22 protein-coding genes are annotated in these 21,596 nt (G+C 66.8%); 6 read left to right on the top strand and 16 right to left on the bottom strand.

All coding sequences use genetic code 11. The features are described from left to right. Positions 1-4 precede the first annotated feature (4 nt). The 3 genes from JO391_RS02865 to JO391_RS02855 form a co-directional block, all read right to left on the bottom strand. Positions 5-883, bottom strand: coding sequence for a carbohydrate ABC transporter permease (locus JO391_RS02865; RefSeq protein ID WP_220662701.1), 879 nt, complete (start codon positions 881-883; stop codon positions 5-7). Next, on the bottom strand, positions 880-1,788 hold the full coding sequence (locus JO391_RS02860; RefSeq protein ID WP_220662700.1) for a carbohydrate ABC transporter permease: 909 nt from the start codon (positions 1,786-1,788) through the stop codon (positions 880-882). The genes JO391_RS02865 and JO391_RS02860 overlap by 4 nt, the downstream gene beginning before the upstream one ends. Before the next feature lie 100 nt (positions 1,789-1,888). Then, positions 1,889-3,139 (bottom strand): ABC transporter substrate-binding protein, encoded by a 1,251-nt coding sequence (locus JO391_RS02855; protein WP_220662699.1) that lies wholly within the window; start codon positions 3,137-3,139, stop codon positions 1,889-1,891. Positions 3,140-3,355: 216 nt separating this feature from the next. Between JO391_RS02855 and JO391_RS02850 the strand changes: the two genes are divergently transcribed. Continuing rightward, complete coding sequence (locus JO391_RS02850) at positions 3,356-4,405, top strand: LacI family transcriptional regulator (protein ID WP_220662698.1); 1,050 nt, start codon at positions 3,356-3,358, stop codon at positions 4,403-4,405. Here JO391_RS02850 and JO391_RS02845 read toward each other — a convergent pair. The 9 genes from JO391_RS02845 to ccmA form a co-directional block, all read right to left on the bottom strand. Then, entirely contained in the window at positions 4,395-5,921 is a 1,527-nt protein-coding gene (locus tag JO391_RS02845) for an aldehyde dehydrogenase family protein (protein WP_220662697.1), read from the bottom strand. The genes JO391_RS02850 and JO391_RS02845 overlap by 11 nt on opposite strands. A gap of 1 nt (position 5,922) precedes the next feature. Continuing rightward, a complete protein-coding gene (locus JO391_RS02840; RefSeq protein ID WP_220662696.1) occupies positions 5,923-6,690 on the bottom strand; it encodes an enoyl-CoA hydratase/isomerase family protein in 768 nt (255 codons plus the stop codon). Next, entirely contained in the window at positions 6,681-8,258 is a 1,578-nt protein-coding gene (locus tag JO391_RS02835; RefSeq protein ID WP_220662695.1) for an acyl CoA:acetate/3-ketoacid CoA transferase, read from the bottom strand. The genes JO391_RS02840 and JO391_RS02835 overlap by 10 nt, the downstream gene beginning before the upstream one ends. Continuing rightward, positions 8,258-9,208, bottom strand: a complete 951-nt coding sequence (locus JO391_RS02830; RefSeq protein WP_375155680.1) for a Gfo/Idh/MocA family protein — start codon at positions 9,206-9,208, stop codon at positions 8,258-8,260. The genes JO391_RS02835 and JO391_RS02830 overlap by 1 nt, the downstream gene beginning before the upstream one ends. A gap of 259 nt (positions 9,209-9,467) precedes the next feature. Continuing rightward, positions 9,468-10,019 carry a DsbE family thiol:disulfide interchange protein gene (locus JO391_RS02825; RefSeq protein ID WP_259444805.1) on the bottom strand — a complete coding sequence of 184 codons (552 nt, stop codon included), beginning with the start codon at positions 10,017-10,019 and terminating at the stop codon, positions 9,468-9,470. Then, a complete protein-coding gene (gene ccmD, locus JO391_RS02820) occupies positions 10,012-10,179 on the bottom strand; it encodes a heme exporter protein CcmD (RefSeq protein ID WP_220662693.1) in 168 nt (55 codons plus the stop codon). Before ccmD ends, JO391_RS02825 begins: the two co-directional genes overlap by 8 nt. Next, entirely contained in the window at positions 10,176-10,904 is a 729-nt protein-coding gene (locus tag JO391_RS02815) for a heme ABC transporter permease (protein WP_220662692.1), read from the bottom strand. Before JO391_RS02815 ends, ccmD begins: the two co-directional genes overlap by 4 nt. A 53-nt stretch (positions 10,905-10,957) precedes the next feature. Next, positions 10,958-11,614: a heme exporter protein CcmB gene (gene ccmB / locus JO391_RS02810; protein ID WP_220662691.1), complete on the bottom strand. Its 657-nt coding sequence runs from the start codon at positions 11,612-11,614 to the stop codon at positions 10,958-10,960. Further along, positions 11,611-12,234 carry a heme ABC exporter ATP-binding protein CcmA gene (gene ccmA / locus JO391_RS02805; protein ID WP_220662690.1) on the bottom strand — a complete coding sequence of 208 codons (624 nt, stop codon included), beginning with the start codon at positions 12,232-12,234 and terminating at the stop codon, positions 11,611-11,613. The genes ccmB and ccmA overlap by 4 nt, the downstream gene beginning before the upstream one ends. Positions 12,235-12,382: 148 nt before the next feature. Between ccmA and JO391_RS02800 the strand changes: the two genes are divergently transcribed. Beyond that, positions 12,383-13,375, top strand: a complete 993-nt coding sequence (locus tag JO391_RS02800) for an aldo/keto reductase (protein WP_220662689.1) — start codon at positions 12,383-12,385, stop codon at positions 13,373-13,375. 219 nt (positions 13,376-13,594) lie between these two features. Beyond that, positions 13,595-14,017: a hypothetical protein gene (locus JO391_RS02795; protein ID WP_220662688.1), complete on the top strand. Its 423-nt coding sequence runs from the start codon at positions 13,595-13,597 to the stop codon at positions 14,015-14,017. A gap of 58 nt (positions 14,018-14,075) precedes the next feature. On the opposite strand, the gene JO391_RS02790 is transcribed toward JO391_RS02795, so the two are convergent. From JO391_RS02790 to hisS, 4 genes are all read right to left on the bottom strand, one after another. After that, entirely contained in the window at positions 14,076-15,074 is a 999-nt protein-coding gene (locus tag JO391_RS02790) for an LPO_1073/Vpar_1526 family protein (protein WP_375155696.1), read from the bottom strand. A 770-nt stretch (positions 15,075-15,844) separates the two neighbouring features. Then, positions 15,845-16,522: an ATP phosphoribosyltransferase gene (gene hisG / locus JO391_RS02785; protein ID WP_220662686.1), complete on the bottom strand. Its 678-nt coding sequence runs from the start codon at positions 16,520-16,522 to the stop codon at positions 15,845-15,847. After that, the gene (locus JO391_RS02780) at positions 16,519-17,622 is read right to left on the bottom strand and encodes an ATP phosphoribosyltransferase regulatory subunit (RefSeq protein WP_220662685.1); all 1,104 of its coding nucleotides are present in this window, start codon (positions 17,620-17,622) and stop codon (positions 16,519-16,521) included. Before JO391_RS02780 ends, hisG begins: the two co-directional genes overlap by 4 nt. Continuing rightward, the gene (hisS, locus tag JO391_RS02775) at positions 17,619-19,256 is read right to left on the bottom strand and encodes a histidine--tRNA ligase (protein ID WP_220664419.1); all 1,638 of its coding nucleotides are present in this window, start codon (positions 19,254-19,256) and stop codon (positions 17,619-17,621) included. The genes JO391_RS02780 and hisS overlap by 4 nt, the downstream gene beginning before the upstream one ends. 71 nt (positions 19,257-19,327) lie before the next feature. Here hisS and JO391_RS02770 point away from each other — a divergent pair, with 71 nt between their 5' ends. The 3 genes from JO391_RS02770 (at position 19,328) to JO391_RS02760 (ending at position 21,595) form a co-directional block, all read left to right on the top strand. Next, entirely contained in the window at positions 19,328-19,528 is a 201-nt protein-coding gene (locus JO391_RS02770) for a SlyX family protein (protein WP_220662684.1), read from the top strand. Continuing rightward, positions 19,522-20,592, top strand: a complete 1,071-nt coding sequence (locus tag JO391_RS02765; RefSeq protein WP_220662683.1) for an AbrB family protein — start codon at positions 19,522-19,524, stop codon at positions 20,590-20,592. The genes JO391_RS02770 and JO391_RS02765 overlap by 7 nt, the downstream gene beginning before the upstream one ends. 91 nt (positions 20,593-20,683) lie before the next feature. Next, positions 20,684-21,595 (top strand): DUF1444 domain-containing protein, encoded by a 912-nt coding sequence (locus JO391_RS02760; protein ID WP_220662682.1) that lies wholly within the window; start codon positions 20,684-20,686, stop codon positions 21,593-21,595. Position 21,596 lies beyond the last annotated feature (1 nt).

The following is a 21,596-nucleotide window of genomic DNA, read 5'->3' as shown; positions in this document are numbered from 1 at the left end:
GGGATCAGCCTTTGACAGAGCCCGCCATCAGGCCGCGCACGAAGTAGCGGCCCGCGACGATATAGACGACAAGCGTGGGAAGCGCGGCCAGGATCGCGCCGGCGAAATGGACGTTGTATTCCTTCACGCCCGTCGAAGAGTTGACCAGGTTGTTCAGCGCCGCCGTCATCGGCTGGCTGGTGCCGCCGAAGGACACACCGAACAGGAAGTCGTTCCAGATATTCGTGAACTGCCAGATCACCGAGACCACGATGATCGGCCCCGAAACCGGCAAAAGGATCCGCCAGAAGATTCGGAAGAACCCCGCCCCGTCCATCATCGCCGCCCTGACCAGCTCGGTCGGGAAGGACGCATAGTAATTGCGGAAATACAGCGTGGTGAAGCCGATGCCATAGACCACGTGCACCAGGATCAGCCCCTGCACCGTGCCGGCGAGGCCGAGGATCCCCAGCACCCGCGCCATCGGGATCAGCACGATCTGGAACGGGATGAAGCAGGCGAACAGCATCAGCGCGAACAGGACGGAATCCCCCCGGAACCGCCACTTGGTCAGCACATAGCCGTTCAGCGCGCCGACCACGGTGGAAATCGCCACCGCCGGCACCACCATCATGACCGAGTTCAGGAAATACGGCCGCAGCCCCGTGGGCTCCACCCCCACCTGCGCGGTGGACCAGGCCGAAAGCCAGGGCTCGATGGTCCAGACCTTGGGCAGCGCCATCATGTTGCCGCCGGTGATTTCGGACAGCGGCTTCACCGAGTTCACCAGCATCACGAAGAAGGGCAGCAGGTAGAACAGCGCAAAGACCAAGAGCACCACATAGATGAAGACCCGGGTCACGCGGCCGGTGCGGACCGCGCTGTCCTGCGTCACGGCGCTCATTCCCGCTTCTCCTTCAGCTCGGCGTAAAGATAGGGGATCATGATCGCGGCAATCGTCATCAGCATGATCACCGCCGAGGCCGCGCCGATCCCCATGCTCTTCCGCGTGAAGGTGTAGGAATACATGAAGGTCGCGGGCAACTGCGTCGCCGTCCCCGGCCCTCCACCCGTCAAGGCGATCACCAGGTCATAGGACTTGATGGCCAGGTGGCTCAGGATCACGAAAGCCGACAGGAAGGCCGGGCGCAACAGCGGGATGACGATGCGGCGATACAGGTTCCAGTTCGACGCGCCGTCGATCTGCGCCGCCTTCAGGATCTCGTTGTCGATGCCGCGAAGGCCCGCCAGGAACATCGCCATCACAAAGCCGCTCGTCTGCCAGACCGCGGCGATGACGATGGTGTAGATCGCCATGTCCTTGTCCTTGATCCAGGTGAAGGAAAAGCTCTCCCACCCCCAGAGGTGCATGGTGTTTTCCAGCCCGATGCCGGGGTCCAGGAACCACTTCCAGGCCGTGCCCGTCACGATGAACGACAGCGCCATCGGATACAGGTAGATCGGCCGCAGCACGCCCTCGCCCCGGATCTTCTGGTCCAGGAAGATCGCCAGCATCAGCCCGATCACGGTGCAGATCACGATGTAAAGCGAAGCAAAGATCGCAAGGTTCGCCAGCGCCGTGTACCAGACCGGCAGGTTCCACAGCTTCACATAGTTCTCGAACCCCACCCAGTCATAGCTGGGCAGCATCTTGGAATTCGTGAAGCTCAGGTAGACCGTATAGATGATGAAGCCATAAACGAAGACCAGCACCGCCGCGACCGAGGGCGAAAGAACGATCTTCGGCAGCCAGTCCTGCAGCCGCGTGCGGAAATCCGTCTCCGCGTGATGACCCGTGGTCGCGGTCATGCCCCCCCCCCTCGCGCCCCAGGGGCGCCTCATGTCCGAAGATGCCGGTCCGTCCCGGCCAGGTGGGCCGGGGCGTGAAACCGCCCCGGCCGCCGTGTCGTTACTGCGCGGCAGCAACCGCTTCGGCCAGCGCGGCCGCAGCGGCGGCGCCATCCGGATAATTGCCGTTCATCGCGCCGGTCACCACGTCATAGACCGCGTTCTTCACCGCGGCCGGTGCGGCATGGCCATGCGCCATCGAGCCGAACAGCGTGCCCGCGGCATTGGCTTCGGCCAGGTCCGCCATGCCCTTCTTGCCGCAATCGTCGAAGGCGTCGTTCGGCACGTCGGTGCGTGCCGGCACCGAGCCCTTCACCACGTTGAACGCCGACTGGAAGGCCGGGTCCATGATTGCCACCGCCATCGCACCCTGCGCGGCCTTGGCGCCGTCGCTGGCCACGTTGAACATGGCGAACTGGTCGCTGTTGAACGTCACCGCCCCCTGGGTGCCGGGGAAGCGGATGCAGACGAAGTCCACACCGGGCACCTTGCCGGCCTTCAGGAACTCGCCCTTGGCCCAGTCGCCCATCATCTGCATCCCGCCTTCGCCATTGATCACCATGGCCGAAGCCAGGTTCCAGTCGCGGCCCGAGAAGTTGTCGTCCACATAGGTGCGCAGCTTCATCAGCTTGTTGAAGGCATCCGCCATCTGCGGGCCGCCAAGCGCCTCGGGGTTCAGGTCGATAAAGGCAGCCTTGTAGAAATCGGTGCCTTCCGACAGCACGATCCCGTCGAAGATGGTCGCGTCCTGCCAGGGCTGGCCGCCATGCGCCAGCGGCGTGATGCCATTGGCCTTCATCGCATCCAGCACGACGATCAGCTCGTCCCAGCTTTCCGGGGCCTTGCCGCCCGCGGCGTCCAGCGCCGCCTTGTTGATCCACACCCAGTTCGTCGAGTGGACGTTGACCGGCGCCGCGATCCAGTGGCCGTCATACTTGGAAAAACCCTGCAGCGCCGCCGGCACCACCGCGTCCCAGCCACCGGGTCCCGCCACGGCGTCCAGATTGCCAAGCGCGCCCTGCCCGGCCCAGTCGGTGATGTCGAAGCCCAGCATCTGCACGGCGGTCGGCGGGTTGCCAGCCGTCACCCGGGCCGCCAGCGCCGTCATCGCGGCTTCGCCGCCGCCGCCGGCCACCGGCATGTCGACCCAGCCGATGCCCTGTGCCGCCAGGTTCTCCTTCAGCACGTTCAGCGCCGCCGCCTCACCGCCGCTCGTCCACCAGTGAAGCACTTCCACATCTTCAGCGCGCACCAGACCGGTGGTCAGCATCAGCGCAGCAACCGCGGCAAGGCCGCGTTTCATCATCGTCATGGTGATCCTCCCAAGATCAGGTCCCCACACGGGACACAGAATTTAAATCGTTGCAACAGCCGCAGAGGTCAATCGGAAATTTGCACGGACCCGTAGCATTCTGCGTTGAAATCCGTGGCCTTCCAGTCCACCCTGCAGATTGCGGCACTGCCCTGCAGGGGGCAAACAGTGTTGTATCGTTGTACATTTTGCGCAGATCCGCTCCCGGAGCCCGCCTTGCCAGACCCGCAGGCCAGCCAGACCGTCGCCCAAGCGCCCCGTGCGCGCGCCACGCTGCGCACGCTGGCGCAGGCCACTGGACTGGCCATAACCACCGTTTCGCGGGCGCTGTCGAACGATCAGCGGATCGCCGCCCAGACCCGCGCCCTGGTGGCCGAAGCCGCGCGCCAGCAAGGCTATGTCCCCGACCGCGCGGCGCAGCGCCTGCGCACCGGTCGCACCAAGGTCGTCCAGCTTCTCTTGCACCTCGACCACGAATTCCTCGGCTTCACCCACGATCTTCTGGGCGGTCTGGCCGAAGCGTTGGCGGGTACCGGCTATTCCGTCACGCTGTTCCCCGACGTGATGGCCACCGACCGCATGAACGCGGTGCGCCAGATCGTCGAAAACCGCCTCGGCGACGGGATCGTGCTCAACCGCACCGAACCCTTCGATCCGCGCGTGCGCTATCTCAGCGAACAGGGCTTTCCCTTCGTCAGCCACGGTCGCACCGAGTTTTCCGTGCCGCATCCCTTTGTCGATTACGACAACGAGGCCTTTGCCCGGGCAGCCGTGGCCCGGCTGGCCGAAAGGGGCCGTTCGCGGCTCATCATGATCCTGCCCGACGCCCGCTACACCTTTGCGCAACACCTGCGCTACGGCCTGATCGCCGCCTGTCGCGAACGCGGCCTTGCGTGGGAGGTGCCAGATCATATCACACTGGACACGCCGCCCGTGGAAAGCGCGGCCTGGCTGCGCCAGCGCCTCACGCAGCCCGACCGACCTGACGGCTTGATCTGCGTGGGCGAAGTCGCGGCCATCGCTGCGCTCGCCGCCTTGGCCGACAGCGGCCTTGCTCCGGGGCGCGAGTTGGACGTCGTCGCCAAGCGCGCCTCGGCGATCTTCGATCTCCTGCGCCCGCAGGTCGACACGGTGTTCGAAGATCTCTGGGCCGCGGGCCGCGCCATGGGCGAGACCCTGCTCCGCAGCATGGCCGGCGAGCCGGCCGAGCGGCTTCAGGTCCTCCACGCGCCGCGGATCGAGTTCCCGCTCCATCCTAGCCCCTGACCCATTTCGCCCGCGTGTCGCGCCCGACGCGCATCGCCACGGTCTTCACTTCCAGGAATTCCTCAAAGCCATAGCGCCCGATCTCGCGGCCCAGGCCGGACTGCTTCATCCCGCCAAAGGTCATCTCGGGGAATCCGTCCATCCAGGTGTTGGTCCAGACCGTCCCCGCCTGAGCGCGGCGCGCGAACTCCAGGCAGGTATGGACATTCTCGCTCCACACCCCCGCCGACAGCCCGTAAGTGGCGTCATTGGCCAGGGCCAGCGCCTCCTCCATCGTGCGGAAGGTCAGGACCGACAGCACCGGCCCGAACACCTCTTCCCGCGCAATCGCCATGTCGGCGGTCACACCCGTCACCACGGTCGGCTGGTAGAACTGCCCCGGCAGCCCCTCGATCTGCAAGGCACCGCCGCCAAGCGCCACCTCCGCCCCCGCCTCCACCGCGTCCTGCACATAGCCGTCGATCTTGCCCTGATGCGCCGCGCTGATGATCGCGCCCACCTGGGTTTCCGGGTTCAGCGGGTCGCCGAAGGCCACCTTCCGCGACAGCGCCACCACGCGGGCCACCAGATCGGCCGCCACATCTTCATGCACGATGATCCGGCTGCCCGAATTGCAGCACTCGCCCGCGTTGAAATAGACCCCGAACGTCACCGCATCCGCCGCCTGGTCCAGGTCCGCATCGGCAAAGATCACCTGCGGGTTCTTGCCCCCCAGCTCCAGCGCCACCTTCTTCAGCGTGCCAGAGGCCGCCGCCGCAATCGCCCGCCCCACCGCCGTGGACCCGGTGAAGGTCACCATGTCCACATCCGGATGCGAGGCCATCAGCGCCCCCACCGGCTGGCCGTGCCCCAGCACGATGTTCACCACCCCGGCCGGCAGCCCGGCCTTGACCAGCAATTCCCCCATCATCACCGTGGTGGAAGGCGTCATCTCCGACGGTTTCACCACGCAGGTGCAGCCAGCCGCCAGCGCGAAAGGCAGCTTCTGGCTCAGGATCCAGAACGGAAAGTTCCACGGCGTGATGATCGACACCACGCCAATGGGCTCCTTCAGCACGATCCCCAGCATGTCGGGCCCCAGCGAGTTGTGGCTGTCCCCGTGATGCGTCCGCGCCAGCGAGGCCGCAAAGCGCCACAGGTCCGCCGCCCCCGCCACCTCGCCCCGCGCCTGCGCAATCGGCTTGCCGCTCTCCAGCGTCTCGATGCGGGCAATCCGCTCCACATCCGCCTCGATCAGCTCGGCCACCCGCAACAGCACCGCCGCCCGCGCCTTGCCCGAAGCCCGGCTCCAGCCACCGCCGTCAAACGCCGACCGCGCCGCCGCAATCGCCGCCTCGGTCTCCGCCACCCCGCCCAGGGCCGACCGGCTCACCACCACCCCATGCGAGGGCGAGACGCGCTCGAACACGGCGCCATCGGCACTGCCCAGCCATTCCCCGCCAATCAGGTGGCGCCCCAGGAACACCGCATCCGGCAGGGTGGCACTTGCAGCCGCAATCAGCGTCAGATCGTTCATCTCATTCCCCCGGAAATTCCGGCTTCCGCTTCGCCCGGAACGCCGCCACGCCTTCGGCCTTGTCGGCACTGGCGCCAATCATGCCGGACCCCAGGGCCTCGACCATGGCCGCGCCATCCTCGCCCGCCGCCGCGTGGATCATGTATTTCGCCACTTCCACCGCCCGCGGCGACATAGCCTCCAGCCGCCCGGCGATGGCAAAGGCCGCGCCCCGCGCATCCCCCGCCACCTCGGCCACGAATCCAAGCGCCAACGCCCGCTCGGCCGAAAGCCGCCGGCCAAACAGCGCCATCTCCTTCACCACCGGCTCCGGCAACAGCCGCATCAGCCGCTGCGTGCCGGACCATCCGGGGACGATGCCCACGCCCGCCTCGGGGAGGGCGAGACTGGCCGCGGGCACCATCACCCGGATGTCACAGGCCGCCGCCAGCTCCAGCCCGCCGCCGAAGGCGGGCCCGGTCAGGGCGGCAACAGTAGGCTTCGACAGGCGTGCCAGCCGGTCAAAGATGCGATGGCCGCCGCGCACCCATTGGCGGGCAAAATCGGCAGGCGACAGGTCCGCCCAGGCGGTGATGTCCGCCCCGGTGCAGAAGGCCCGCTCGCCCTCGGCCGTCACCACCACGCCCAGGCACCCGGCATCGCCGTCGATCTCGTCGCAATGCCGCGCCAGATCGGACAGCATCGCCGGCGTCAGGCAATTCAGCTTTGCCGGATTGTCCAGCCGCAGCTCGGCCAGCCGCCCATGGCGGATCAGGTGGATCACACCCATCCCAATCCCCCCATCGGCCCTTCGCGCAGCAAGGACAGTGGCATCGCCCTCGCGTCCACCGCCACCGCAACGCGCCCGCCGCTGGCCGCCACGATGTCGCGCGCGGGGTCGATGCCCGGCATCACCTCCACCGCCACCAGCCCGGCATCGGTCAGCCGGATCACGCAGCGTTCGGTGACATATAGCACCTCCTGCCCCGTTGCCCGCGCCCGCGCGCCGCTGAAAGTCACATGCTCGACCATCGGCACGAACTTGGAAAACTTGCCGGGCTTCACCACCCGAAGGCCATCCGCAGCAATCGCCACCTCGGCCCCGGCCTCGAACCAGCCCGAAAACACGATTTTCCGCGCATGGGCCGTGATATCCACGAACCCGCCGCAACCAGCGGTCAGGTAGGGCTTCTTGCCCAGCTTCGAGACATTGACGTTCCCCTCCGCGTCCACTTCCAGGAACGACAGGAACGACATGTCGAACCCGCCGCCCTGGAAATAGACGAACTGCTGGGGCGAGGGCACGAAGGCGTCGGCATTGCTCGCACAGCCAAAGGCAAAGCCGGTCAAGGGCATCCCCCCCACCGCGCCCTGCTCGATGGCCCAGGTCACCGCCTGCGCCTCGCCCTCCTCCAGCAGAACGCGCGGCACCATGGCCGAAATGCCGAAGCCCAGGTTCGCCGTCATGCCGGGGCGCAACTCCATCGCCGCGCGCCGGGCGATGACCTTCTCCACCCCATGCTCGGCCAGGTGGAAACTCACCCAAGGCCGCATGATCTCGCCCGAAATCGCCGGGTCATGCGGCGTCTCTGTCGTCTGGCGCTGGTCGGGGTCCAGCACCACCAGGTCCACCAGATGCCCCGGCACCCGCACGTCATGCGGGCGCAGCGACCCCGCCGCTGTCATCCGCTTCACCTGCGCAATCACCAGCCCGCCGTGGTTGCGCACGGCAATCGCCTGCTCCAGCCCGCCCAGATAGGCGCCCTCGTGCTCATAGGTCAGGTTGCCGCGCTCATCCGCCGTGGTCGCCCGCAGGATGCAGACATTCGGCACGATGTTGGGAAAATGCAGCCAGGTTTCGCCGCCGAACTCCACCCGGCGCACGATGGGCCGCGCCGCCGCCCTGGCGTTCATCGCGCAGCCTTCGCGGACCGGGTCCACAAAGGTTTCCAGCCCCACCTTGGTCAGCACGCCAGGCCGCCGCGCCGCCACGTCGCGGTGCATGTCGAACAGGATGCCCGAGGGCACGTTATAGGCCGGGATCCGGTCCTCCACGACCATCTTCCAGATCTCCGGCATCGGCAGGTTCGACGAGCCAGAGGGGTAGGACCCGCCGATCACGCAGGCCAGAAGCCCGTCCTTGGCGATATGGTCGATGCCTTTCACGCCATACATGTCGCCCGCGGCAATGGGATGCAGCGTGGTGATGGCCTTCGGATGCCCTTCCGCATCAAAGCGCGCGCCGATGGCCTTCAGCACAAGGTCCGGGCAGCCAAGCGCCGAGGACGACGAGACCGTTACCACCGCCCCGTCCGCGATCCGCGCCGCCGCCTCGGCGGCAGAGACCAGCTTGCCCATCAGAGTCCCCCGTAATCCACGTCGCAGCGCCGGCCAGAAGCCGCCGCCTCGCGCACCGCCAGTGCCACCGCCAGCGACTTCACCCCGTCCACGCCATCCGCCGCCGGGCGGCCCCGGCCCTCGACGGCGGCCACGAACTCATCCACTGCGACCGCGTAAAGATCGTCGCCCGGAAACGGCACCGCCTCCGTGCCCTTTGCCGTGACCAGCGCGATTTCGCCTACGGGCGCCTGCGTCATCACCCCCCGCGCGAAGATCGAGCCTTCGGTGCCATGCACCTCCAGACCCGTGCCCGCGAACCGGTGGGTAAAGCTCTCGTGGCTGGAGACCATCGCGCCCGAAGGCAGGGTCCAGACCGACATGACCGAATCCTCGACGCCCTGCCCCATGCCGGACACGCCCGCCTGCGCCACCACCGAAACCGGATCCTCGCCGGTCAGGAACCGCACGCAATCCGCGTCATGCACCGTGATGTCGGGGATCACCCCGCCGCCCACGCCCGGATTGTCGATGCGCCAGCCCTGCAGATGCGGCGGCAGGAACACCGCGTGGTGCACCCGCAACGACAGCACCCGCCCGATGCGCCCCTCGGCCACCAGCCGGCGAACCGTGCGGTGACTGCCCGAACAGCGCAGGTGATGATTGGTGGCAAAGACCAACCCCGGCGCCTTGGCAGCGGCCACCATGCCAACCGCATCGGCCACGCTCATCGCCAGCGGCTTTTCACAGATCACATGTTTGCCCGCAGCAATCGTCGCCAGCGCCTGATCGCGGTGCTTTTCGTTGGTGGTCGAGATATAGACCGCTTCCACGCCCGGATCGGCCAGCACCTCGGCCAGATCGGTGGTCGCCTGCGCGATGCCATGCCGTGCGGCATAGTCCCGCCCGCGCACCGCATCGCCGCTGACGACCCAATCCACCTCGCCATGCCGCCGCAGGGCGCGGATCATATGCTCCGCCGCAATCGTGCTTGCCCCTACCAGCGCCCAGTGCATCGACTCACCCAGATTGGACCGTTCCAAATCCGTAACTGGAACGATCCAATCCGTCAACCGCAGAAGGTGCCAAGTGAGGTCTTGCCAGCGTGGGCAAAGGTCTTGGACCCGGCGCGCAAATCCCGCAGACGCGGGCAGTCCTTAAGTCCAAGTTAAGACGCGCGCGCAAGCCATTGATTTATAAGGGTCGGACAAAGCGTCCGAGCTCGGACGGCTAAGGCCCGGCCGCGACCTGGGCTTTCCTCAGCTCCGGCAGGAACCGGTTCTCGAAGTCCGCCCCCACCAGCGGCCCGGCAAAGCGGTACAGGACCCGCCCCTCACCATCCAGGATGAAGGTCTCGGGCGGCGCCGTGACCCCCCAGTCGATCCGGAAGCGCCCTTTCGGGTCCACCCCCACCGCCTTGAACGGATTGCCCTCCTCGGCCAGATAGGCCGAGGCCTTGGCATCGTCGTCCAGGATATTGACCCCGATGATCGGCACCCCCTCCGCCGCCAGCGCCTTCAGGGTCGGATGCTCCGCCCGGCAAGGCGGGCACCAGGTGGCCCAGAAATTCACCAGCGTGACGGCCCCCGACTTCAGGTCCGCCGCCGTGGGCACCGCGATCCCCGGCAACCCCTCCGACGGAACCGCCGGCGCCTCGGCCCTCTCGTCGGCCAGCACCGAGGGCAGCGCGGACGGATCGTCCCGCTCCATGCCCGCCCAGAACAGCCCAGCCAGCCCGGCAAACAGCAGGGGCGGGATCGCCATCAGCCAGCGGCTAGCCATCCTGTCCCCCCTGCCCGGCCCGCGCCTCCACCTCGGCCAGCGCCCGCCGCATCCGGGCGCCCTGCCAGACCGTCAGGCCCACGATCGCCAGCAACAGCCCCAGCCCGGCCCCATAGGACCCCAGCACCGCCACCGCATATTTGCCCAGCTCCGGCATCATGCCATCCGCTCCCGCGCCACCAGCGCCGCCAATCGCCGCGCCCGGATCTCGGTCCGCGTCCGGGCCAGCACAAGCGCGACGAACAACAGGATGAACCCGACGATGCAGACCACCAGCGGCACCCAGAACACGTCCGCCACATTCTCCTCGGCATCCATCGACAGCGACGCCCCCTGGTGCAGCCCCTGGTTCCAGAAGTTCACCGCATAACGGCTGAGCAGCGCAAAGACCGAGCCCACGATGCAAAGCACCCCGGTCAGGTCTGCCGCCGTGTCCGGATTGTCGACCGCGGCCCAAAGCGCGATATAGCCTAGGTAGAACAGCCCCAGGATCAGGAACGAGGTCAGCCGCGGATCCCAGGCCCACCAGGTGCCCCACATCGGCTGGCCCCAAAGCGCCCCTGTCACCAGGGCGATCAGCGTGAATGTCAGCCCCACCGGCGCCGCCGCCTTGGCCGCCAGCGCGCTGACATGGTGGCGCCGCACGATCCAGATCAGGCTCGTCACCAGCATCATAACCCAGGCATTGATCGCCATCATGGCCGCCGGCACGTGCAGATAGATGATCTTCACCGTCGAGCCCTGGCGGTAATCATCCGGCGTGAAGAAGAAGCCCCAGATCAGCCCGGTCACAAGGCAAACCGCCGCCGCGCCCGAAACCCAGGGCAAGGCCCAGGCCGAGGTCTGCATGAACTTCTTCGGGTTGGCGTATTCCCAGATCGACATATCCTGCGCCTAGCGTTTCACGGCGGGAACCTCAATTCCCTAACACGGGCTTTTCAACGAAGGTTGACGCGGATTGCCGCAGCCGCCGCGAAGGGCAAGAGTGCGCCGGCGCCGAACGTGATCCCCGCCATCAGCAAAAGCGGCACCGCCGCCTCCATCCCCTGCGCGCCGCGCTTCACCGCCTCGGCGCCGAAGATCAGCGTCGGAACGTACAGCGGCAGGACGATCAGCGACAGCAGCAGCCCCCCGCGCTTCACCCCCACTGTCAGGGCCGCCCCGAAGGTCCCGATCATGCTGAGCGCGGGGGTGCCCAGAAGAAGCGAGGCCAGAAGCCAGGGATAGCCTTGCGCGGGCAGGTTCATCAGAAGCGCCAGCACCGGGGAGACCAGCGTCAGCGGCAGCCCCGTCACCAGCCAGTGGGCGAGCGCCTTCATCGCGACCGTCCCCTCCATCGGGATGGGCGCGGTGGCCAGCAGGTCCAGCGAGCCGTCCTCGAAATCCAGCGCGAAGATCCGGTCCAGCGTCAGCAGGCAAGCCAGAAGCGCCCCGACCCAGAGGATGCCCGGCGCAATCCTCGCAAGGGTTGCAGGCTCGGGTCCCACGCCCAGGGGCACCAGCACGGCGACCAGCAGAAAGAAGGCGAGGCCAAGCCCGAAGCCGCCGCCAGCGCGGATCGCCAGGCGAAGGTCGCGGGTCAGGACGGCAATCATGCGAAGGCCTCGTCAAAACCGCCGGGCATCCGGGTCACCGGGCGCGCCCGGAACGGGGAAAGGTCCAGAACCCGTGCCTCGGCCAGGCCAAGGTCGATGTGGGTGGCCATCAGCGCCGCACCGCCGGTGGCCAGATGCCGCCGCACCACCTGCCCGAACAGCGCGACCGAGGCCCCGTCGAGGCTGACCGTGGGTTCGTCCAGGAGCCAGATGGGCCGGCCCGTCACCAGAAGCCGGGCAAGGCCGAGCCGCCGCTTCTGGCCGGCCGAAAGGTTGGCCGCCCTGCGGCTGCGCAGCGCCAGAAGGTCCATGGCCGCCAGCGCCTCGTCAACCGCATCGGTGCCATGAACCGCCGACCAGAAGCGCAGGTTCTCCTCGACCGTCAGCACGGCCTTCAGCCCGTCGGCATGGGCGCCATAGGCCAGGCTTTCGGGCGGGACCGAAACAGTGCCGTCCAGCGCCGGTTGCAGCCCGGCAAGGGTGCGCAGGAGGGTGGTCTTGCCGATGCCGTTCGGGCCGCGCAGGATGACAGCCTCGCCGGCCGAGAGGGTGAAGCTCACCCGCTCCAGCACAGGCACTCCGCCGCGTGCGACCGCCAGATCCTGAACCCGCAATTCCATCCCTCCCCCGTAGCGGATGGGACCCGCCCCGGAAAGGGGCTGCGGCAGGTCGCCGGGGACGCAGGCCCTTCCCACGGGCGGCAACATGGCCCACATAGGCCACCGGGCTGGCAGCACCGCGCAGCCCCGCGGGTTGCAGGAGGATGCGATGACCCTTTCCACCAATCCCTTCGGCCGGACCGGCCGGAATGTCAGCCGCCTCGGCTTTGGCGCCTGGGCCATCGGCGGGACCTGGGGAGAGGTCAGCGAGGCCGATGCCCGCGCGGCGCTTCATGCGGCGCTCGATGCCGGGGTGAGCTTCATCGACACGGCCGATGTCTATGGCGACGGGCGCAGCGAACGGATCATCCGGGCGGTGCTGGCAGAGCGGGGAGGCGCGCGGCCCTTCGTGGCGACCAAGGCGGGGCGGCGGCTCTCGCCTCATGTGGCCGAGGGCTATGATCTGGACAATCTCTCGGCCTTCGTGGACCGGTCGCGGCAGAACCTCGGGATGGACCGGCTGGACCTGGTGCAGCTGCACTGCCCGCCGACGGCGGTCTATTTCTCCAGCCGGGCCTTCGATGCGCTGGACGAGCTGAAGGCGCGGGGGTGGATCGCGGATTATGGCGTCTCGGTCGAGACGGTGGACGAGGCCAGCCAGGCGCTGCACCATCCGGGGGTGGTCTCGGTCCAGATCATCTTCAACCTGTTCCGGCTGAAGCCCCTGGAGGTGTTCCTGCCGGCGGCCAAGGCCAGGGGGGTGGCGGTGATCGCGCGGGTGCCGCTGGCCTCGGGGCTTCTGACCGGCAAGATGACGGCGGCCTCGACCTTCTCGCCCGACGACCACCGGAGCTTCAACCGGAATGGCGAGGCCTTCGACAAGGGCGAGACCTTCTCGGGCGTGCCCTTCGACGTGGCGCTGGAAGCGGTGGAGGCGCTCCGGCCGCTGCTGCCTGAGGGGGCGACCATGGCAGCCTTTGCCCTGCGCTGGATCCTGATGGAGGAGGCCGTCACCGTGGCCATTCCGGGGGCCAAGTCGGCCGCCCAGGTGGCGGGCAACCTGGCGGCGGAGGCGCTGGCCCCCCTCAGCCCCCAGACCATGGCCGCCGCGCAGGATGTCTATGACCGGCTGGTCCGGCCCCATGTCCACGGGCTCTGGTGAGGCCTCCGATCTCGGACGCTTTTCGAACGCAGCAATATCAATGACTTGCGGGCGCGATTTAACTTGCGCTTAAGGATTGTCCGGGGGATGCCCCTCGGGCGGCCAGACGGGTCTCGCAAGGACAGCCCCGGCCCTGTGGGCCCTGCCCCACGACCCATCGGCGCATTTCGCCGGGACTTCCCGCTCGCCTGCACGGCAAGCTGCGCCAAGAGCGCGCTCATGAGCGGTAAGCGCGCCCCGTGGCAGGAGGTGCTATACGCGGTGATCACCGATGCGCTCAAACGCGCGCCTGCCACGCCGCTTGATGCCGAGGCGAAGCGCGAATGCAGTGAGATCATGCGCGCCCGCGATGACTTCCTGCGCCCGAACCGTGATTTCAACATTGTCTGCGCATTCGCTGGCCTTGACCCGGAAGCGGCGCGGGATCGGCTGAGGAGGCGGATCGCCCAGGCCGATGCACGATCCGCTTGGAAGGCAGCCAAGCATGGGCCTAGCCGCGCACCGACGATGGTGACCGCGTGCGGTGAGACGATGCCGCTTTCCGAGTCGGCACGGATTGCGGGTATATCGCGCAGCACGATCTATCAGCGCATCCGGGTTAAGGGGATGGATGCCGAGGACGCGCTAACGGCGCCGACTTAGGAATACGTCTTAGCCCCTCGAAACTCGATTCGCATCAATCGCTTTGAAGAAGTCTTCTCTAGCCGCTGCGTTGCTTAATCCAAACATCCAGTCCGGCGGAGAAACCCGATGTTCTATTCAGAAACGAGTGCGCAAGCGCAATTCCAATCGGGGACAATTTGAAGTTGGCTAACCGATTATCATGGAAAATGGAAGCGATCTGGCGGGCATCCGGAAGATGTATGCTGAGTGCATCAATTATCTCGTCCGGAGTCGGTTTCCGCCCTTCAGTGAGTGCAATGTATTCGGTCATGAATGGGCCGAGCGCCTTATCCTCTTTCCATTGCCTGGCAGTGGAGCCACTTGGCGGGCGGGAGAGACAGTAATGAGCGCTATTGAATGGAGACGTCTCCCAACGCAATTCATTTACGGCATCTCCGCCCAACGCCTTCAAGTTCTCCATCTCGCCTTCAGCAACTCCCGTTGTAAAGACCTGCGGATACCTGTTCACCAAGCTCTCTGCAAGTAGCGTGATGTTGACGAATCTGCCTGCTTCGGGAATCGCAAGCAATCCTTGCGAGCCGAGGTAATCCATTGATTCGGAAGATAGTTCGATCTTGGGGAGAAGTGGAGAGATGTGGCGCGAGAAGTATTCAGATACATCGCGAATGCCGACATTTCCGGATACGGTAGTGTGATTCAGAAGGAATATGATTGAAACGTTTGCCAAATCTGGCAGCGTAAGAAACTCTGTGTGGCGTATTGCTTGGTTAAGGACCAGCGATAATCTTGTCCTTTCCGATTCCTGAGCGCGACTTAACAGAAGCTCGCACAGCGTCGAATGGAGCTCGGCGGAATCAGTCCGCGAGTAACTTCGCTGCGCATCAAATGCCGCAATGTGAAAATCTGGGTCACGAAATGCCTTCGATGCGTCTGGGCTCCGCTCGACGATCAGACTGAGGAATTCGTTCCGAAAGGATTCCAGCCTGGATTGCAGGATAGCCTCGGCCTCCTTCGTGAAGGCAATCTGCTTCTTGCCGATAAAATCAAGCACTTCTTCCATCTGCTGTAGAGACATCCCTTGAGACAACTCAATGTGGACGTCTCGGTTGGCTTGGATTGCAACAGCGCTTTCCGACGCACTTTGCGAAGACCTATTTCCGATCATTTACCTTGACATCCCTTCCGGCTTGAATTCCGCTTGAGCCTTTCTCTACCCTCTGCCGAAGTGATCGGCCCTTAACAACAAACTTAAATGAAAAAAAGGCGGCCAGAATGGTGACAAGAATCCCAACGACTGCAAGAATCGTGCCTGTGTCCATGACTTACTCCCCTGAGCATCTCGGCTTGAGCCAGCTTAGTCTCACAATGTGTTCCTGGGGAAGTGCTTAGTGGTAGAGTAGGTAAGCGCGCCGAGGGTATCTTTCGACTTTCTCACCCGATTAGGGACCGGCGGGGGAGTTCGCGCAGGACACGCCATAAATAGATTTCGGTTACCATTGGCACATGGAATATCACGTTCCGTGATGCAGCTAGTCTTGCCATGTCTGCCGTGTCCCTGCCCGAACTCAAGGCTCACCTAAACCTTGACCACGACGAAGACGACGCGCTCCTGGGCCCGTGTCGGATGGCGCCGGTGGGCAAGGATTTTCGCAGAAAATCCTTGGTTTCTGCCTAGCAAGCCGTGGGTCGGGGTTCACCCCGACACTCCTGCCCCCAACCAAGTCGCACAAGGCCGGGGTGTGCGCTGGCGGACTTGTCCCCCACCCAATCCTTAAGTCCAAGTTAATCCGCGCCCGTAACCCCTTGGAATCCCTCACTCCACCCAGGTGTCCGAGCTCGGACGCCTCAAAGGCCCAGCCTCTCCAGCAGGGCCGGGACCCCCTCGGGCGGAGCCATGCGGGACCGGAACAGGCAGGCCTGGGACTGCAGGACCAGCCCGTCGGACAGGGTCTTCAGGTGGTTGGCCCTCAGCGTCTCCCCCGACGAGGTGATGTCTGCCACGGCCTCGGCGGTCAGGTTGGCCACCGTCCCCTCGGTCGCCCCCAGGCTGTCGACCAGGGCATAGTCGGCCACCCCGTTCTCCTGCAGGAAGTCCCGCACCAGCCGGTGGTACTTGGTGGCGATCCTCAGCCGATGCCCATGCGCCGCCCGGAACGCCGCCGCCGCGGCATCCAGGTCATCCAGGGTATCCACGTCGATCCAGACCGCCGGCACCGCGATCACCAGGTCGGCATGGCCGAACCCCAGGGGCGCCACCTCCTCCACGATCTCGTCCCAGCCCGCCAACGTCTCGCGAACCAGGTCCGTGCCCGTCACCCCCAGGTGGATGCGCCCCGCCGCCAGCTCCCGCGGCACCTCGGAGGCCGAGAGCATGACCAGCGACACGCCCTCCATCCCCTCCACCGTCCCGGCATATTCCCGGTCGTTCCCGGTCCGCCGCATGGTCAGGCCACGGGCGCCGAACCAGTCGAAGGTCTTCTCCATCAGCCGCCCCTTGGACGGCACGCCGATCTTCACCGTCATGGTTTCGCCTCCCTGAGGCGCGCCACCAGCCCGGGCCGGATGATCCCCCCGACCGCCGGGATCGACCGCCCCCGCCCCAGCACCGCGGTCAGCGCATCATAGCGACCGCCCGAAGCGACGGGCGGCAGGTCCCCCGCCCCGTGGAAGCTGAAGACGAAGCCGTCGTAATACTCCAGCGAGGTCCGCCCGTGGCTCGCCTCGAAGGCCAGCGTCGCGACCTCCACCCCCCGCCGCTTCAACGCCTCCAGCCGCGTGGCAAAGCGGTCCACCGCCGGCCCGATCGCCGGCAGGAATGGAGTGATCCCCCGCAGGTGCGCCAGGGCCGCCTCGGCCGGCGCTTCCAGCGTCAGAAGGTCATAGAGCAGCGCCGCCTCCGGCGCCGAGATCGGCGGTGTGCCGGCATCCTCCAGCAGGGCCTCCGCCCGCGCCGCCACATCCTCGGCGGTCCGCGCCCCGATGAAAGGCCCCGCCGCCGCGATCAACTCCCCCGGCGCGCCGGTTGCCAGCCGCTCCAGCAGCCGCGCCCGCGCTGGCGGCGCAGGCGCCCGGCCCGAGAACCGGTCCAACAGCGCGCGGAACCGCCGGGGCCGCCAGATGTGGCGCAACAGCGCCGCCTTGCGACGGTCACTGGTCTTCAAGCCCCGGATCGCCGCCATCAACAGGCCGATATCCCCGGTCACCGCCCGCGGCGCCACGTCCGAGACCAGATCGCGGAACAGTGCAAAGACCTCGGCATCCGCCTCTTCCGGCGCAACGCGGTCAAAGACCTCGAACCCCACCTGAAGGTACTCGCTGGCCCGCGTCTCGCTGCGACGCTCCTGCTTGCGGAACACCTCGCCCAAGTAACAGTAGCGCGCCGGTTCTGCCTGCCCCTCCATATGAGCCTGCACCACCGGCACGGTGAAGTCGGGCCGCAGCATCATCTCGCCGCGGAGGGGGTCGGCGGTCACATAGGCCCGCGCCCGGATGTCCTCGCCATAGAGGTCGAGCAGCGTGTCGGCGGGCAGCAAAATGTCGGCCTCTACCGGCACGGCCCCGGCGGCGCGGAAGGCGTCGAAAAGGCGCTGCGCCTCGGCGCGGGTGGCGGCGCTTTCGGTCATTGCCCCAGCATCTTCCGCACCGCGGCCACCAAGTCGGCGCGCGGCACCTCGACCTGCGCCGGGCGGTCCTTCCATTCCTCCAGCGTCGCGCTTTCCGCGATCTTCGCACCCAGGATCAGGTCTTTCAGGATCACTGTGCCCTTCTCGCGTTCCGCCGACCCCTGGATCACCGCCACGGGAGAGGCCCGCTTGTCGGCATATTTCAACTGGTTGCCGAAATTCTTGGGATTCCCGAGGTAAACCTCGGCCCGGATGTTCGATTTCCGCAAGTCGCTGGCCATGGCGAAATAGTCCGCCATGCGGTCGCGGTCCATCACCGTCACCACCACCGGCCCTGCCGCCTCGCCGCCCATGCGCCCCTTGGCGCGGAGCGCGGCCAAGAGCCGGTCCACCCCAATGGAAACGCCAGTCGCCGGCACAGCCTGCCCGGTGAAGCGCTTGACGAGGTCGTCATAGCGCCCGCCGCCCGCGACCGAGCCGAAAGACCGCTTCCGGCCCTTCTCGTCGAGGATTTCGAAGGTCAGTTCCGCCTCGAACACCGGGCCGGTGTAATAGCCGAGGCCACGTACCACGCCGGGGTCGATGATGATGCGGTCGGGGCCATAGCCCTGGGCAGCAAGCAAGCGTGAGATTTCCAGAAGCTCTTCCACCCCTTGCTTGCCCACTTCCGATGGACCAACGAGTTCAAGCAAGTATTCTAGCGTCTTCCGATTACGAAGATTGAAGCTTGCGTCAGGGATGTTGCCTTTCTCTTTCTTGGCTATTCCTGGCACCCCGAGTCCGGCCGCGTAACCGAGTTCTCGCGTCTGCTGTTCGTCCCCCATCCCAAAAGCAACATCCTGTTGCCTAGCGAGGAGTTGAGTAACCCTCTCGTTCGCCCCGACAAACCCCATCACCACCTCGGCCTGAGCCTCACTCAGCCCCGCACCCTTGGTGAAATCGCCGCTCTCGTCCTTGCGGCCGGCGCCCAGTAGCGCCCGCACGCCGTCCTCGCCAAGCCGGTCGATCTTGTCGATGGCGCGCAGCACGATGCCGCGTTCGGCCTCGAACTTCGACGGGTCGGCCGGGTCCAGCACGCCCGCCACCTCCATCACGCCGTTCAGGACCTTCCGGTTGTTCACGCGGATCACATAATCCCCGCGCGGGATGCCCACCGTTTCCAGAGCATCCGAAAGCATCGCACAGATCTCGGCATCGGCCGCCACCGAGGGCGCGCCCACCGTATCGGCATCGCATTGATAGAACTGGCGGAATCGCCCCGGCCCGGGCTTCTCGTTGCGCCAGACCGGGCCCATGGCATAACGGCGATAGGGCGAGGGCAGGTCGTTGCGGAACTGCGCCGCCACCCGCGCCAGGGGCGCCGTCAGGTCATAGCGCAGGGCGAGCCAGTCCTTGTCCTCGTCCTGCCAGCCGAACACCCCTTCGTTCGGGCGGTCCACATCGGGCAGGAACTTGCCCAAAGCCTCCACCGTCTCGACCGCGCTCGTCTCCAGCGCCTCGAAGCCATAGCGATGATAGACCTCGGCGATGGCATCCAGCATCGCCTTCCGCTCGGTCACTTCGGCGCCGAAATAGTCGCGAAACCCCTTGGGCGTCTCGGCCTTCGGGCGGCGGGCGGTCTTGTCGCTGGCCATCATGGCCCCCTTCGCTTTTGGTCGCGCGACCTGTAACGGATGGGGCGAATACCGGCAAGCGGGGCAAGACGATGGACCGGCAACAGGCTTTGGAAGAGCGTGTGGCGCATCTGCAGAAGGCGGTGGAAGACCTCTCGGACGTGGTCGCCGAGCAGGCACGCGAAATCGCGCGGCTGACGCGGCACGTGGGCCTTCTGATGGAGCGTGAGGCGGAACGCGAGGCAGAGGGCGGCGCGATCCCCCTGGCCGACCAGAGGCCGCCGCATTGGTAAGGCTGCCCTTCCGCCTGCAGCTGAACCCCGCCGCGCTGGCCGCCACCTTGGCCATCGCGGGCACGGCGGGGCTGGTGGCTTGGGCTGCACACCTGCCGCTCGGCCTCCTTCTCGGCGCGCTTGGGGCTACGGCCACCTGCGCCATCGCGGGCTGGCGGCCCTTTGGCCAGCCGCTGCACCTGCCCGGCTGGCTGCGCACCTCTTTCGTGCCGGTGATCGGCGTCTCGACCGGCGGGGCCTTCTCGCCCGAAATCGCCGCCCAGGCCGGCGAATGGCTGGCGAGCCTTGCCGCGCTGGTGCTCTTCATCCCGCTCATCCATGCGGCGGGCTTCCTGGTTTACCGCATGGGCGGCCTGCCCCCGGCCGAGGCCTTCTTCGGCGCCGCCCCCGGCGGTCTGATCGAGACGGTGGATCTCGCCCACCGCTCGGGCGCCGACGAGGCGATGGTCACAGTCCTGCAATTCCTGCGCCTGATCGTCACCATCGTGGCCGTGCCGATGATCTTCCTGTTCCTGACAGGCCACGCCGTGGGCTCGGCTGGCGGCGCACAGATGGCCGGCGCCGGGCCGCTGTCGCCCGCCGATGTGCTGGTGCTGGCCGCCTGCGGCATCGGCGGCTTCTGGGCGGCGATGCGCCTGCACCTGCCGGCGGCCCAGATGATCGGCCCCCTGATCTGCTCCGCCGCCGCGCATGGGCTTGGCCTCGTCCATGGCGTGCCGCCCGCCTGGCTCGTGGGCCTCACCCAGGTCATCCTCGGTGCCGGTCTCGGCGTGCGCTTCCTTGGCGCAGACCATGCCATGCTCCGCCGCGCCTCGGGCCTGGCCATCCTGGCCACCGGCCTGTCGCTGGCGGGTGCCGCCGGTGCAGCGCTCCTCCTGCACGCGCTGGTGGGCGAGGACATCACCGCCGTCTTCCTGGCCTTCGCCCCCGGCGGGCTGGCCGAGATGAGCCTGATCGCCCTCTCGCTCCAGACCTCGATCGCCTTCGTGACCGTGCACCACGTCCTGCGCATCGTACTGGCGGTCAGCCTGGCCAAAGGCGGGGCGCGGTGGCTGCTGAACTGACGCCGCCCGGCGAGCGACCCGGCACCACCACGAATCCGCCATATTGGCTGCACAGGCTGCGGGGGTGAGATTAACCAGTCTGCCGGTTCCCATGCCCCGCCCCCCTTTCCGCTCCGCCATCGCGGCGCTCGTGTCCGCCTTTCTTGCCGGCCCCGCCCCGGCCGACGTCCAGCGCCCCCTCGACGAACGCGCCACTGGCCGGCTGGTGGCCGAAGCGATTGCCGAGGCCGATCCGAGACTGAAGGTGACGTTTGGCGCGACGCAGGCCACTCTGACGGCAACGCGCCCCGATGGGCGCAGCCACGCGTTCCGGCTGGATGAGATCCACGCACAGCTCCGCACGGCCCCGAACGGCGCAACCCGCAGCACTCTCCTGGACGACTACGTCGCCAAGGAACTGGCGATCATGGACGAGCTCGCCGGCGGCACGGCGGCGACCGGCCTTCAGGTGCTGAACGCCTTTGATCCCGAGGCCCTGCTGCCGATCCTGCGCCCCGCCAATTCGGATGCCTCCTGGCAAATCCCCGAGGCCAGCCATCTTGGCTTTGCCGGCGGCCTGTTCATCCTGTGGATCCAGGACAGGACGCTGCAGGTGGGAAGCTTCCGCATGACTCCTGCCCCCCTCTCGGCGCATGAGGCCCGCAGCCTGAATCTGGACAAGCTGGACCTGCAAAGGCTGGGCCTCGCCAATCTCGAAGGCCGGCTCGACCGAGTCACGCAAGCTTGGGACGGGCGCTTCCTGACCCTGTCGCTGGATGGCCGTTTCGGCTCATCCCTGATGCTTTTGCCCCGCTACTGGCAGGCCATGGCGCAGGACGCGCAGGTCCTGACCGCCGCAATCCCGCAGGACGACGCGCTGATCGTCATTGCCAATGCCAGTGCGGCCGAGCTGTCGGAGTTGCGCCGGCGCATCACGCGCAGCGCCGATGCCGCGGGCGTTCGCCCACTCAGCACGGACCTCTTTCGCTGGACAGGCAGCGACTGGCAGGTCCTGCCGCCCTGAG

It is taken from the genome of Neotabrizicola shimadae (genome assembly GCF_019623905.1).
In the GTDB taxonomy this organism is placed as follows: Bacteria; Pseudomonadota; Alphaproteobacteria; order Rhodobacterales; family Rhodobacteraceae; genus Neotabrizicola; species Neotabrizicola shimadae.
The sequence above is the reverse complement of the archived record's forward strand: the minus strand, read 5'-3'. Positions and strand labels throughout refer to the sequence as shown.